Annotated in this window: 10 protein-coding genes and 1 pseudogene; 6 read left to right on the top strand and 5 right to left on the bottom strand. The window is 71.2% G+C overall.

The features are described 5' to 3' along the window. The first annotated feature begins 165 nt into the window (after positions 1-165). The 5 genes from OG199_RS31320 to OG199_RS31300 all read left to right on the top strand — a co-directional run bounded on the left by OG199_RS31320 (position 166) and on the right by OG199_RS31300 (position 5,842). Positions 166-1,536: a sugar ABC transporter substrate-binding protein gene (locus OG199_RS31320; protein WP_356808155.1), complete on the top strand. Its 1,371-nt coding sequence runs from the start codon at positions 166-168 to the stop codon at positions 1,534-1,536. Next, positions 1,533-2,471: a carbohydrate ABC transporter permease gene (locus OG199_RS31315; RefSeq protein ID WP_266698272.1), complete on the top strand. Its 939-nt coding sequence runs from the start codon at positions 1,533-1,535 to the stop codon at positions 2,469-2,471. The genes OG199_RS31320 and OG199_RS31315 overlap by 4 nt, the downstream gene beginning before the upstream one ends. After that, the gene (locus OG199_RS31310; RefSeq protein ID WP_266698274.1) at positions 2,468-3,319 is read left to right on the top strand and encodes a carbohydrate ABC transporter permease; all 852 of its coding nucleotides are present in this window, start codon (positions 2,468-2,470) and stop codon (positions 3,317-3,319) included. Before OG199_RS31315 ends, OG199_RS31310 begins: the two co-directional genes overlap by 4 nt. Then, entirely contained in the window at positions 3,316-4,305 is a 990-nt protein-coding gene (locus tag OG199_RS31305) for a zinc-dependent alcohol dehydrogenase family protein (protein ID WP_356808152.1), read from the top strand. The genes OG199_RS31310 and OG199_RS31305 overlap by 4 nt, the downstream gene beginning before the upstream one ends. A gap of 343 nt (positions 4,306-4,648) precedes the next feature. Continuing rightward, the gene (locus OG199_RS31300; RefSeq protein WP_405832299.1) at positions 4,649-5,842 is read left to right on the top strand and encodes a TerD family protein; all 1,194 of its coding nucleotides are present in this window, start codon (positions 4,649-4,651) and stop codon (positions 5,840-5,842) included. A 238-nt stretch (positions 5,843-6,080) separates the two neighbouring features. On the opposite strand, the gene OG199_RS31295 is transcribed toward OG199_RS31300, so the two are convergent. Then, positions 6,081-6,647 carry a TetR/AcrR family transcriptional regulator gene (locus OG199_RS31295; RefSeq protein WP_405832297.1) on the bottom strand — a complete coding sequence of 189 codons (567 nt, stop codon included), beginning with the start codon at positions 6,645-6,647 and terminating at the stop codon, positions 6,081-6,083. A 136-nt stretch (positions 6,648-6,783) separates the two neighbouring features. On the opposite strand from OG199_RS31295, the gene OG199_RS31290 reads away from it, so the two are divergent. Continuing rightward, positions 6,784-8,319, top strand: coding sequence for an MFS transporter (locus OG199_RS31290; RefSeq protein WP_405832295.1), 1,536 nt, complete (start codon positions 6,784-6,786; stop codon positions 8,317-8,319). On the opposite strand, the pseudogene OG199_RS31285 reads toward OG199_RS31290, so the two are convergent. The 4 genes and pseudogenes from OG199_RS31285 to OG199_RS31270 form a co-directional block, all read right to left on the bottom strand. Further along, positions 8,301-8,991, bottom strand: a pseudogene (locus OG199_RS31285) (pyridoxal-phosphate dependent enzyme). The gene OG199_RS31290 and the pseudogene OG199_RS31285 overlap by 19 nt on opposite strands. Positions 8,992-9,081: 90 nt before the next feature. Continuing rightward, positions 9,082-10,668 carry a TROVE domain-containing protein gene (locus tag OG199_RS31280; protein WP_405832293.1) on the bottom strand — a complete coding sequence of 529 codons (1,587 nt, stop codon included), beginning with the start codon at positions 10,666-10,668 and terminating at the stop codon, positions 9,082-9,084. Between the two features lie 561 nt (positions 10,669-11,229). Further along, a complete protein-coding gene (locus OG199_RS31275) occupies positions 11,230-12,675 on the bottom strand; it encodes an alkaline phosphatase PhoX (RefSeq protein ID WP_405832291.1) in 1,446 nt (481 codons plus the stop codon). 231 nt (positions 12,676-12,906) lie between these two features. Beyond that, a complete protein-coding gene (locus OG199_RS31270) occupies positions 12,907-14,352 on the bottom strand; it encodes a hypothetical protein (protein ID WP_405832289.1) in 1,446 nt (481 codons plus the stop codon). Positions 14,353-14,453: the final 101 nt, after the last annotated feature.

The following is a 14,453-nucleotide window of genomic DNA, read 5'->3' as shown; positions in this document are numbered from 1 at the left end:
AACCGAACCGCACGCTCGCACCGCGTCCGACATCCCCGCCCAGCGTTCCCGTCCCCCCTCACCCCTCCCACCCACCCACCCCCATCTCCACCCCAGTCACCCTCCCCAGGGGCACGCCCACACCCGGTGGCGCCCCAAATCTCCCTATACGTCCAGGAGTGATCCATGCGAACCCCGAGCCGACGGAGGCCGCGCGCGCTGTTCGCCGCGGTCGCCGCAGGGACGCTGCTCACCCCGCTGCTCTCCGGGTGTTGGACCGGAGCGGGCGGGGCGGGCTCCGGCGGCGACTCCATCAACGTCCTGATGGTCAACAACCCCCAGATGGTGGAACTGCAGAAACTCACCAAGGCCCACTTCACCAAGGAGACCGGCATCAAGGTGAACTTCACCGTGCTGCCGGAGAACGACGTCCGTGACAAGATCAGCCAGGACTTCGCCAACCAGGCGGGCCAGTACGACGTGGCCACGCTCTCCAACTACGAGATACCGATCTACGCCAGGAACGGCTGGCTGCACGAGATGGACTCCTACGTCCGCCAGGACAGCGGCTACGACGAGCAGGACATCCTCGCGCCCATGCGGCAGTCCCTGACGGCCGACGACGGCAAGCTCTACGGGCAGCCCTTCTACGGCGAGTCGTCCTTCCTGATGTACCGCAAGGACGTGTTCGCCGCGAAGGGCCTGACCATGCCCGCGCATCCCACCTGGGACCAGGTGGCACGACTGGCCGCCGAGGCCGACGGCGCCCAGTCCGGCATGAAGGGCATCTGCCTGCGCGGCCTGCCCGGCTGGGGCGAACTGATGGCCCCCCTGACGACCGTCGTGAACACCTTCGGCGGCACCTGGTTCGACAAGGACTGGAAGGCGCGCCTCGACTCCCCCGAGTTCGAGAAGGCGACGAAGTTCTACGTGGACCTGGTCCGCAAGCACGGCGAGTCCGGCGCCGCCCAGTCCGGCTTCGCCGAGTGCCTCAACAACATCACCCAGGGCAAGGTCGCCATGTGGTACGACGCCACCTCTGCGGCCGGTTCCCTGGAGGCGTCCGACTCCCCCGTCAAGGGCAAGATGGGCTACGTACCGGCGCCCGTGGAGAAGACCGAGTCCTCCGGCTGGCTGTACACCTGGGCCTGGGGCCTCCAGAAGGCCTCGCACAACTCCGACAAGGCCTGGAAGTTCATCTCCTGGGCCTCCAGCAAGCAGTACGAACAGCTGGTCGGCGACACCATCGGCTGGTCCAACGTGCCGGCCGGCAAACGCGCCTCGACCTACACCAACGCCGCGTACACCAAGGAGGCCTCGGCCTTCCAGGAGATGACCCGGGCGGCCATCGAGGGCGCCCGTCCCCGCGACCCGGGAGTGCAGCCGCGCCCCGCGCCCGGCATCCAGTTCGTCGGCATCCCCGAGTTCACCGATCTCGGCACCAAGGTCTCGCAGGAGATCAGCGCGGCCATCGCCGGGCGCCAGTCCGTCGACTCGGCCCTGGAGAAGTCCCAGAAACTCGCCGAGAAGATCTCCAAGGAGTACGAGGGACGATGACCGCCACGACGACAGCCCCCCTGGCCACCGCTCCCGCCCGCGCGGCCCGGCCGCCCTCCGGCCGCCTGCGCGCCTGGGCCACCCGCGCCCCGCTGCTCCCCGCCCTGATCTTCATGATCGCTGTGACCCAGCTCCCGTTCGTGGCCACGCTGGTGATCTCCTTCTTCGACTGGAACTCGCTCTATCCGAAGGCCCGCCACTTCACCGGTCTGTCCAACTACTCGGACGTGCTCACCGATCCGGACCTGCGCCACTCGGTCTGGACGACGATCCTCCTGACCGCGGCCGTGGTCCTGGTCAGCCTGGTCCTCGGCCTCGCCCTCGCGCTGCTCCTGGACCGCAGGTTCCGGGGGCGTGGGGTGGTGCGTACGCTCCTGATCGCGCCGTTCCTGGTGGTCCCGGTCGCCGCGGCCCTGCTCTGGAAGCACGTGCTCTACAACCCCGAGTACGGCCTTCTCAATGGTCTCCTGCACTATGTGGGCGGACCTCAGCCGGACTGGATCTCCAACACCCCGCTGCTGGCGGTCGAGGCCTCCCTCGTCTGGCAGTGGACGCCCTTCATGATGCTGATCCTGCTGGCGGGCCTGCAGAGCCGCGACCAGCAGCAGATCGAGGCCGCCCGGGTGGACGGCGCGAGCGACTGGCAGGTCTTCCGCCACCTCACGCTCCCGCACCTGCGCCGCTACCTCGAACTCGGCGCCCTGCTGGGCTCGATCTACATCGTCCAGAACTTCGACGCCGTCTTCACGATCACCTCCGGCGGCCTGGGCACCGCCAACCTGCCCTACACCGTCTACCAGAGCTTCTACCAGGCCCACGAGAACGGCCTGGCCTCGGCCGCCGGGGTCCTGGTCGTCATCGGTTCGATCATCATCGCGACCTTCGCGCTGCGCGTGGTCTCGTCCCTGTTCCGCGAGGAGGTGTCCCGCGCATGAGCACCACCACGATCCGCGTACGTCCCCGGCGCACCCGGGGAACGGGCCTCGGCCTGCTGGCCTGGGTACTCGGTGTGCTGTTCTTCCTGCCCATCGCCTGGATGGCCCTGACGTCGTTCCACTCGGAGGCGGACGCGGCGACCAACCCGCCGTCCTTCGGCGCCGCCCTCACCCTCGACGGCTACCGCGACTTCTTCGGCACGGGCGGCGGCGCGAGCCCCTGGCCGGCACTGGTCAACTCGCTGGTGGCGTCCGTGGCCTCCACCCTCTTCGTGCTCCTCCTCGCCCTGCCCGCGGCGTACGCGCTCTCGGTCCGGCCGGTGAAGAAGTGGACGGACGTCCTGTTCTTCTTCCTGTCGACCAAGATGCTGCCGGTGGTCGCGGGCCTGCTGCCCATCTACCTGTTCGCGAAGAACGCCGGGATGCTCGACAACATCTGGCTCCTGGTCATCCTGTACACCTCGATGAACCTGCCGATCGCGGTGTGGATGATGCAGTCGTTCCTCGCCGAGGTGCCGGTGGCGGTGATCGAGGCGGCGCAGATCGACGGCGCGCGGCTGCCCACGATCCTGGCGCGGGTCGTGGCCCCCATCGCCCTGCCGGGGATCGCCGCCACGGCCCTCATCTGCTTCATCTTCAGCTGGAACGAACTGCTGTTCGCCCGAGTCCTGACGGGCGTGGTCGCGGAGACCGCCCCCGTCTTCCTGACCGGATTCATCACCAGCCAGGGCCTCTTCCTGGCCAAGGTGTGCGCCGCGTCGCTCGTCATCTCCCTGCCGGTGCTCGCCGCGGGGTTCGCCGCCCAGGACAAACTGGTCCAGGGCCTGTCACTGGGAGCCGTGAAATGAAGGCCGCCGTCATCGAGTCCGTGGGCCGCGCCGTCGTCACCGAGGTCCCGGACCCGACGCCCGGCCCGCGCGAGGTCGTCGTCGAGGTCGCGGCGTGCGGGCTGTGCGGCACGGACCTGCACATCCTCCAGGGCGAGTTCGCGCCGAAGCTGCCGATCGTGCCGGGCCACGAGTTCGCCGGCACGGTGGTCGGCGTCGGCACCCAGGTCACGGAGGTCTCGGTGGGCGACCGGGTGGCGGTGGACCCGTCCCTCTACTGCCACGAGTGCCGGTACTGCCGTACGGGCCACAACAACCTCTGCGAGCGCTGGGCCGCGATCGGCGTCACGACGGCTGGCGGGGCCGCGCAGTACGCGACCGCACCCGTGGCCAACTGCGTCAAGCTGCCCGATCACGTCCGCACCCAGGACGCGGCACTCGTCGAACCGCTCTCCTGCGCGGTGCGCGGCTACGACGTGCTGAACTCCCGGCTGGGGGCCCATGTCCTGATCTACGGCTCCGGGACGATGGGCCTGATGATGCTGGAACTGGCGAAGCGGACGGGGGCGGCGAGCGTGGACGTGGTGGACGTGAACGCCCAGCGGCTCGCCACGGCCCAGTTGCTCGGGGCGTCCGCCTCGGCGGCGAACGCGGACGAGCTGGACCGGCCGCGGGGGTGGGACGTGGTGATCGACGCGACCGGGAACGCGGCGGCGATCCAGGACGGCCTGGACCGGGTCGCCAAGGCCGGCACCTTCCTCCAGTTCGGTGTCGCCGACTACGCGACGCGGGTCTCGATCGACCCCTATCGCATCTACAACCAGGAGATCACCATCACCGGTTCCATGGCCGTCCTGCACAGCTTCGAACGCGCGGCCGAGCTCTTTGCCGGGGGTGTCCTCGATCCGGACGTCTTCATCAGTGACCGCATCCCGCTGGCGGACTATCCCCGGGCGCTGGAACAGTTCGCCGCGGGCGTGGGCCGGAAGATCGTCGTGATCCCGTAGGGGTTCCTCGCCCCCGCCGCCCCTACCCAACCCCGTCCTGTCCCTGGGGGCTGCGCCCTCAGACCCCCGTTCGGCCTTGAGGGCCTTGTCCTCAAGCGCCGGACGGGCTGGGTATGTCAGCCCGTCCGGCGCTTGAGGACGAGCCCTTCGGGCGAAGCGGGGGTCCAGGGGGCGCAGCCCCTTGGCGGGGTCTGGGGCGGAGCCCCAGGGACAGGACGGGTCGGGTAGGGGCGGCGGGGGCGAAAGAAGCCCCTTTTCTCCGGCCCGCACCCGACCCCGGCAACTCACCCTTGGGTAAGGGAACGGTAAAGCGCCTCCGGTCGTTACCCCAGTCATGACAGCTATGACCCCTGGCTCGAACATCCCTCTCCCCGTCACCCGCGTGACGGTGGACGTCGCCGCTCCGGTGCGGCTAGACGTGTCGGGCCTGCTGCTCACCGCCGACGGCAAGGTGCGCTCCGACGACGACTTCATCTTCTACAACCAGCCCACCGGCCCCGGCGTGACCTACCGCTCGGGCGGCGGCACCTCCCCGGACGCGATCACGGTCGACACGACCGCGATCCCCCCGGGCATCGAGAAGATCGTCGTCACCGCGAGCCCCGACGCGGCCGGCCAGACCTTCCAGGGCATCGAGCCCACGGCCACCATCCGCAACGCCGACGACAACGCGGTACTGGCCAGTTTCACCCCGCCCCGACTCGGCACCGAAACGGCCCTGGTGATCGTCGAGGTCTACCTCCGCAACGGCGCCTGGAAGGCCCGCGCGGTCGGCCAGGGGTACGCGAACGGCCTGGCGGGCATCGCCACGGACTTCGGCGTCACGGTGGAGGAGCCGGCCCCCGCCGCCCCGCAGGCCGCGCAGACGCGAACCCCCGTGCCCCCGGCCCCCGTGGTCCCGACCTCCGTGACCCCGCCGGCCCCGGCGGCTCCCCCCGCGCCCGCCGCCCCGCCGTCCGGAAAGATCAATCTAGACAAGGGCCGGGTCAGCCTCCAGAAGAACCAGACCGTCTCCCTGGTCAAGGGCGGCCGCCCGCTGCTCTCCCAGGTCAAGATGGGCCTCGGCTGGGAGCCGGCGTACCGCGGCAAGGACATCGACCTGGACGCCTCGGTCATCGCCTACGGCCCGCAGCGCAACCACATCGACAGCTGCTACTTCGGCAAGCTCTCCATCGTGAACGGCGCGATCAAGCACTCCGGCGACAATCTCACGGGCGAGGGCGGCGGAGACGACGAGGTGATCGTCGTCGACCTCGGCCGGCTGCCGCAGGAGGTCACCGGCCTGGTCTTCACCGTCAACTCCTTCTCCGGCCAGAAGTTCACCGAGGTCGCCAAGGCGTACTGCCGCCTGATCGACGCGGCCAGCGGCGAGGAACTGGTCCGCTTCGACCTCACCAACGCCGAAGCCCAGACCGGCGTGATGATGGCCAAGCTGATCAAGCAGTTCTCCGGCGAGTGGGAGATGACGGCCATGGGCGACTTCGTGAAGTCCCGCACGGTCCGCGGCATGGTGAAGCCCGCAGCCCAGGCTCTCTGAGCCACCGGCCCCCCACCACCCCGCGGCGCCCCCCGAACGGAAGGGGCCGTGCCGGTACATCGCAAGCCCGTCGCTCACGCCCGGATCCGGAAACGGCCCCCTGTGGGGCAACGTCCGACCCAGCGGCGACGGGCTCGATGTACCGGCACGGCCCCGCCCCCCACCCCCCCCACCACGCCGCGCCCGCGCACACGCCGCACCCCCGCAGCGCCCCCCGCCCCCCGCAACACCCCCGACGCTAGGGCCGAAGCCCCTCCGTCAGCAGCGACAGATACCGCCGGATGTACTTCCCCTGGCCGTTCGCCAGCTCCGACGCCGTGGCGACCCCGTGCGCCAGCCTCAGCACCTCGATCGGCTCCACGTCCGCCCGCAGCGTGCCCTCCCGCTGAGCCGCCTCGACCAGCCGTTCGGCCGCACCCTTGACGGACGTCCCGCACGCGCTCAGCACCGCGCTGCTCCCGTCCGCGACGGCCGATCCGAGCAGCGCCTTCAGGCCGCGGACCCGGATCATCATCCCGCTCAGCTCGTTGAGCCACTCGACCAGCGCCTCGCCGGGCGCGAGGTCCGCGGCGATCTCGTCCGCGCGGGCGGCGATCGCCTCGATGCTGTCGACGTAGACGGCCTCCAGGAGCGCCTGCCGGGTGGGGAAGTGCCGGTACAGCGTCCCGGAACCCACTCCGGCCCGCTTGGCGATGTCGTCGAGGGACGCGCCCTCCCCGTGCTCGGCGAACGCCACGGCGGCCTCCTCGATCAGCCGCTCATAGTTCCGCCGCGCATCCGCCCGCATCGGCTTGACCTGCGTCATTCAGTTACTCCTTGCCAACCGGGGACCCTCTCCGTATCTTGGCGAGCATTAAACGGAGACAGTCCCCGCTTTCCTTCGCGGGCGGTCCGCGCTGCCCGCACGCCACTCACCGGGGACACCAGACAGGGAGCATCCCATGTCCACCCCGTCACTGCCTTCCATGCCGTCGGCACCTTCCACCCCGTCGGCACATCCCACGCCGCCGGCCTCCTCCACCACGTCCACGCCCGGTCCGCCCGGTCCGCCCGAGGCCCCGGAACAGGCCCCCGACCAGCACCCGGCCCGGCTCGGCACCGCCCTCTTGGTCATCGTCACCGCCTACCTCATGGTCGGCGTCGACTCCACCGTGGTCAATGTCGCGCTGCCCGACATCCAGCGGGACCTCCGCTTCAGCCCCACCGGCCTGTCCTGGGTGCTCAACGCGTACACCCTCGCCTTCGGTGGCCTGCTGCTGCTCGGCGGCCGCGTCGGCGACATCGCGGGCCGCCGCCGCACCCTCGCCTCCGGCGTCCTGCTCTTCGCGTTCTCCTCGCTCCTCGGCGGCCTGGCCACCGACAGCGGCTGGCTGCTCGCGGCCCGCGCGCTGCAGGGCGTGGGCGCCGCGCTCACCGCGCCGAGCACCCTCGCCCTGATCACCACCAACTTCCCGGAGGGCCCCCGCCGCCACCACGCGCTCGGCGTCTACACCTCGATGGCGAGCATCGGCGCCTCCATCGGGCTGGTCCTCGGCGGCATGCTCACCGCCTGGGCGTCCTGGCGCTGGGCCCTGCTGATCAACGTGCCGATCGGCGTCTCGGTGGCCCTCGCGCTGCCCCGTGCCGTGACCGAGACCCCCCGGCACGCGGGGCGGTTCGACGCGGCGGGCGCGCTCACCGGGACGGCCGGGACGACCTCACTGGTCTACGCGTTCATCCGGGTCTCGGAGGAGGGCTGGACCGACACCGGGTCCCTGCTCGGCTTCACGACCGCGGCGGCGCTCCTCGCGGGCTTCGTGCTGATCGAGTCCCGGGCCCAGCAGCCGGTCATGCCACCGCACCTGTTCCGCGACCGCAACCGCGCGGGCGGCTACGCGGGCGTGCTCCTGCTGCCCGCGGGCATGTTCGGCGCCTTCTATTTCCTCACTCTGATCACCCAACAGGCGCTCGGATACAGCCCGTTGCGTGCCGGCTTCGCCTTCCTGCCGATGACCGCGGCGGTCTTCCTGCCGCTGCGCTTCGTGCCGCGGCTCGTGCAGCGCGTCGGCGCCAAGCCGCTGCTGCTGACCGGCATGTCACTGATCGTCGTCGCGGGCGCCTGGCTCTCACGGATCGAGCCCGGTGACGGCTACGCCGCGGGCCTGCTGGGACCGATGATCCTCATGGGCCTCGGCGTCGGCCTCAGTTTCATGCCGCTCAACGCGACCATCCTGGCGGCCGTCGCCCCGCGCGAGGCGGGCGCCGCGTCCGGTCTGCTGCAGACCCTGCAGTGGCTCGGCGGGACGCTCGGCCTCTCGGTCCTGGTCACGGTGTACGGAACGGCGACCCGGCACGCGACCGGTTCACCGGCCGCGGTGCTCACCGAGGGCGCGGCCCGCGCGTTCGGTGTCGGCACACTGATCGCGGTGGCGGCGCTCCTCGTGGCCGCCCTGGCCATCACCGGGCGCCGCCGACAGGATCAGAAGAGCGCGCTGTAGGCGTTCAGGGCGGGCTGGCCACCGAGATGGGCGTACAGGACGGTGGAGTCGCGCCCGGTCTCGCCGCGCGCCACCAGGTCGATCATCCCGGCCATCGACTTCCCCGCGTAGACGGGGTCGGTGACCATGCCCTCGGTGCGCGCCGCGAGGCGCATCGTCTCCAGGGTGGCCTCGTCCGGAATCCCGTACGTGCCCGCGTGGTACCGCTCGTGCAGTTCGACGTCCGAGTCCGTCAGCTCCTTCTCGACGCCGCTGAGCCGTCCCGTGCCCTGGGCGATCCGTGCGATCTGCTCATGGGTGCGGGCGGGAGCCGCCGACGCGTCGGTCCCGAGGACGCGCCGCGGTCTGCCGCCCGCCTCCTCCAGGGCGGCGAACCCGGCGACCGTGCCCGCCTGCGTCGAGCCGGTGACCGAGCACACCACGACGGTGTCGAAGTGGCCCCCCAGATCCCTTTCCTGGGGGGCCACTTCATGAGCCCGCCCGGCGAATCCGCGACCGCCGAGCGGATGCCAGCTTGCGGGTCTTGTTCCCGCCGTACGTCACACCGGAGTTGCAGTCCTCCCGCTCGGCCCGGAGCGCGGCGCCCCCGAGATGCCGGGTCAGCCGCTCCAGCGGAGGCGCCGGCGAGGGTCCGAACAGCGGCGGGTAACGCTCGTACGAGGAAAGGAACATGGGGCCGGCCCGCCTCTCCACTCCACCGCGTCCGCGCCCGGGCCGGGCAAGTCACCGCGTCGCACGATGACTTCCCCGGCGGCCGCACGCTCATTCGGTCATCCACGGCCAGAGCCCTTCCCTGCCGGACTCGAGCAGGGAGACCATTCGGAACGCCGTGTCCGACAGACCCCCGAACGTGTGCCGGTTGTCCTTGCCGGACGGCCCGTGACCGGCCCGGTGGCCGGCGAGGTTCCAGGTGTAGACCGGCACGTGCGCCGGGACCTGCTCGGTCGGGTCGCCGTGGTGGCTGTACGCGGCCTGCTCGTCCGTGACGATGAGCACCCGGTCGTGCCCCCGGTAGTGCGCCCGTACCGCCTCACTGGTGTTCGTGCCACCGAGGTCACCGAACCGCTCCAGTACCTTCAGCACCGACTCGCCCCCGCGGTAGCGCACCCGGTCGCTGCCGGTGCCGAACTGGACGAGGTCCGCGTCCGCGGCGCGCAGTGCGAGCGCCGTGCCGAAGACCGCGGCCGCGTCGGCCCGGTTGAGCTCCGAGCGGTCCGACAGCCGCGAGAAGAACATCGAGCCGGACCGGTCGACGAGCACGAGCGTCCGTCCGGGCAGCGCCGGCACGTTGGCCAGCGAGTGCCCGAGCGCCTGCTCCAGCGGGTACGACCAGCGCAGCGAGGGCGCGTGCCGGTAGGCGGCCAGGTACCGGAAGGGGAACTGGCGCGAACGCGCCACCTCCGCCGGGTCGCTGATCCGCGTGGCGACCCGCGCCGCCACGTCGTCGCCGACACCCGCCTCGTCGAAGTTCCGCAGGTTCCGTACGAGCGCCATCGTGCCCATGGACGGGATCACGGCCTCCCAGGCCGCCTTGTCCATCGGACCCTGCAGCCAGCCCGCCAGCGCCTCCCAGGTGAGGCCCGCCGCCGCGAGCCGCTCGGCACCGTCCGGAGCCGTCACGACCGCGCGCCGCTCGGCGACGGGCACCGCCATCAGCTCACGGTGCGCGACGAGCACACGGTTCGAGGCGGGCGGCTGCGCCGTGTCGGGGTTGTGGCGCCGGTCCAGGGCGTACTGGAACAGCTCGCCCTGCCACGGCTTGTCGGGGTCGGGCGCCGCGTGCACCAGGTTGAGGATGTCGCCGAAGCGGTAGCCCCTGGACGCGGTGTCGTACTTCAGCAGCGACCTGCCGTGGTAGAGACGGCGTACCGCGTCGGCGACGCCGCGCTTGACGGGCTTGGGCACGTTGCGGCCGTACCGGGAGGTCCAGTAGGCGAGCAGTTCGCCGGGCTCGTCGGGTCGGCGCAGCACGGAGGCGACGACCTGACGGTTGGCGGGACCGTCGGTGACGCCGGCGTCGAGGCGTGCCTTCACGTACTCGGCGGCGCCCACGACCGAGGCGGAGCGCAGGTTGCCGTCGCCGCGCAGCCAGCCGAGCAGGGCGGCCGTCCACGAGGGGTCGTGGACGGCGAGCTCGCGCACCAGCGCGGCGAACCGGTCGTCGCGGTCGGTGCCGGTCTCGTAGAAGGTCTGCTGGGAGACGAAGTGGGAGACGGCGAGGAGAAAGAGCTCGGAGCGCGCGTCGCGCTCCCGTCCGCGGCCGCCCTGATGGGTCCGCAGGACGCGGCCGGTCGAGGTGACCCGCGAAGTGGGCTGCGCCCTGGCGGCCTTGGTGTTGAACAGCGCCATGATGAATTCCCCCGAATTCTCGGTACGACGGTGACGTCGTGTTTCGGAGGGAGGCACAGCAAAGGGAGGGTGCCCGAGTTCGGAGGGCGGCGACGGACTCAGCCAGATGCTCTTCCCGATTGAGCTACACCGGCCGAAGCCGGCGGCGGGACTCGAACCCGCAACCGTCCGATCCAATGAAGTAACCGTCGCCTGCGCACCGGGCACCCACCATGTGCTGCGCCTCCCGAGATCAGAATCGGCGGCGGCACGGATTCTTTTACAGAGAAGAAGTAGCCGCAGCCCGCGCACCGGGAGGTGCATGAAATTGTGGTGTCCAGAGTTCAGGATCGACGGAACCGACAAGGTGCTCTGGCCCCTGAGCTACACCGGCCTGTCGTGCCGGTGACGGGATTCGAACCCGCGGCCGCCCCATGATGAGTGGAAGTAGGTCCTGCCTTCGCACCTGGACGTGCATCACTCTAGGAGGCGTACCGCGGGACGGGCGAGCGAATTAACCGCCGGGTGAAAGCGCGGAGTTCAGCCGCGCCTCCGCCGAGTTCAGCCGCGCTTCTCGCGAGTTCAGCCGCGCTTCTGGCGCTTCCAGGGACCCGTGATCGCGAGCATGATTCCGGGCTCCTGGATGTTCGCGAACAGCGTCCGGCCGTCTGGCGAGAACGTGACGCCGGTGAACTCGCTGTAGGCCGGCTCCTCCTCGGTGCCGATGTTGAGCTCGTTGCGGGCGATCGGGTACGTGCGGCCGCTGTCGGTGGCGCCGAACAGGTGCTGGACGCCTTCGCCGTCCTCGGCGATGACCAGACCCCCGTACGGGGAGACCGTGATGTTATCGGGGCCGTCGAAGGAGCCGTCGGCCGAGGGGTCGGGGTTCACACCGATCAGGACCTTCAGCGTCAGGGTGCGGCGCTTGGGGTCGTAGAACCAGACCTGGCCGTCGTGCTGGACGGGGCTCTCCTCGCGGGCGTACGAGGAGACGATGTAGACCCCGCCGTCGCCCCACCACATGCCTTCGAGCTTGCGGGCGCGGGTGACCTCGCCGGCGGCGAACTGCTTGCGTACGGAGACCGTCCTGGCGTCGCGGTCGGGGACGTCCACCCAGTCGACGCCGTACACGGTGCCGGTCTTCGTGGCGCGGGAGAGGTCGTCGACGAAACGGCCGCCGGAGTCGAAGCACTTGAAGGCCTGCAGGGCGCCCGCGTCGTCGGCGAGGGTGCGCAGTTGTCCGTGGCCGTGCTCGAAGCCCTGCGGCGGGGTCCAGCGGTACAGCAGGCCGTTGGGTGTCGCGGCGTCCTCGGTGAGGTAGAGGCGGCCGCGCTTGGCGTCGACGACGACGGCCTCGTGGGCGTACCGTCCGAGCGCCTTGATCGGCTTGGGATTCCGGTTGCGGCGGCGGTCGGCGGGGTCGACCTCGAAGACGTAGCCGTGGTCCTTGGTCATGCCGCTCTGGCCGGCCTTGTCCTCGGTCTCCTCGCACGTGAGCCAGGTGCCCCAAGGAGTGTTGCCGCCCGCGCAGTTGGTGGAGGTGCCGGCGATGCCGACCCACTCGGCGACCGTGTCGTGGCGTACCTCGACGACCGTGCAGCCACCGGACGCGGCGGGGTCGTAGACCAGGCCCTCGGTGAGCGGCACGGGGTACTTCCAGGTGTCGCGGGTGCCCTTGAGCTCGTGGTTGTTGACGAGGAGGGTGGCGCCGCGGGGGCCGTCGAAGGTGGACGTGCCGTCGTGGTTGGACGGCGTGAACTCACCGGATTCCAGCTTGGTCCGGCCGCTGTAGGTGATGACGCGGTAGGAGAATCCGGCGGGCAGCGCGAGTACGCCCTCGGGGTCGGGGACCAGCGGTCCGTAGCCCACACCGCCGTGCCGGTCCGCGGACTCCTCCCCGACACTCTCGGTGTCGGTGGAGGCGAGGGCGTTCGGGGCGGTGGCGAGGGCGCCCACGCTGCCGGCCAGGGCCACTCCGGCACCGGTGATCGCGGATCGTCTGGCGAAGTCCCTGCGGGTGAGCGACATGGGTGTCTCCTGTGACGGTGAGGATGACCATGGAAGGCTGCGGAGGGCCACGGACGGCGTTGCGGGCACACCGTCCCGCCCTGGCCTGAACGGGAGTTGAACGCCCGGCGACTTCACCGGACTCCCTTCCATGAATCCGTAAGGACTCGGCCACAGGAGCCCAAAACCCCCTCGCCCGCCCTCGCGCACCCCGCCCCACCCCCCGACCCGGCGCGCGGAGGTCGGCCGGCCTCAGCCCCCCTGTTGCGAACGTGCCTTGAAGGCGGCCTTGCGGGCCTCCTTGGCGACCTTCTTGTCGGGGTGCAGCCGCCCCATCGCCTCCAGGACGTCCGGGGTGGCGGGGTGGTCGACCCGCCAGGCCGCCGCGAAGAAGCCGCCGTGCTGCTGCGCCAGGCCCTCCACGAGACCCTGGAGCTCCGCGGAGTTGCCCTCGGCCGCGAGTTGCGCGGCGACCGTGTCGATGGTGAGCCAGAAGATCATCGCCTCGGACGGCGGGGGCACGTCGACGGCGCCGTGCTCGGAGAGCCAGACCCGGGCGAGGCCGCCCAGCTCGGCGTCGTCGAGGACGTCACGCAGCGCGGGCTCTGCCTCCATGCCGACGAGCGAGAGCGCCTGCTGACAGCGCAGCCGCCGCAGCGGCGCGCCGGCGTCGCCACCCCGTGCCGCGGCGAGCAACTCCCGGGCGGCGGCGAGGGGTTCACGCCGGGCGAGCCACTGTTCGGTCTCGGCCCTGGCCGCGGCCGGCGGGAAGGCGCCGGTGCCGTCCAGCAGCGCGTCCGCGCCCTTGTCCGCCAGGTCGCCCACCGCGGGGACGGAGAATCCCGCCTCCAGCAGCCGGGCCCGCAGGCCGTACAGCCCGAGCGGTGTCAGCTGCACCATCCCGTACCGCGAGACGTCCGTCTCGTCGAGGGGGCCGGCCGGCTCCTCGTCGGTGTCCGCCATCAGCGCCTCGTCGGTGTCCGCCATCAGCGCCTCGTCGACCGGCTGGAAGTCGACGATTCCGACGGGTTCCAGCAGCCGGAACTGGTCGTCGAGCCGCATCATCGCGTCCGACACCTGTTCCAGCACGTCGTTGCTGGGTTCTCCCATGTCGTCGGGCACGATCATCGACGCGGCGAGGGCGGGCAGCGGCACCGGCCCCGCCCCGTCGTCGCTCACGGTCAGCAGGTACAGGTTGCCGAGCACGCCGTCCAGGAACTCGGCCTCGGCCTCGGGGTCCCAGTCCAGCGAGGAGAGGTCGAGCTCCCCGCCTTCCTCCACCGCCCCGGCCAGTTCGTCGAGGTCGGGCACGCTCGCGTCGGCGAGCACCGCCTCCAGGGCGACGAGCCACACCCCCAGGACGTCCTGCGGGCCGCCGGAGGTGAGCAGGGCGAGGTCCGCGCCCGCGGCGACGGTGCCCTCGTCCTCGTCCACGATCTCCACGAGCCCGGCGTCGACGGCGATCCGCCAGGCCTCACTGGCGAGGGCCGCGGCGTCGTCACCGCTCAGCCCGAGCGCGTCGGCCGCCCCCGCGAGCTGCTCCTCGACGAGTTCACCGCCCGCGCCGACCCGCGTGTCCGGCCCGGCCCAGCGGGCCAGCCGCGCGGCGCGGGAGAGCAGCGGCGTGGCGAGCGCGTCCCGCGCCAGCTCCGCTTCGGAAGTCAGCCGCACCGGCGGCAAGGGGGAGCTGTCTGACATCGGCTGGGTTCTCCTCCGAACGATCAGGACCCGACGAGCGGGACCGGACAGGACCCGACGAACAGGACCGGTACAAGCATGACGGACAGGGGTGGGTGTGA

This window comes from Streptomyces sp. NBC_01176 (genome assembly GCF_045039825.1).
Classification (GTDB): domain Bacteria; phylum Actinomycetota; class Actinomycetes; order Streptomycetales; family Streptomycetaceae; genus Streptomyces.
Note: the sequence above shows the minus strand (reverse complement) of the source record. Positions and strands in the feature narration are given on the sequence as shown.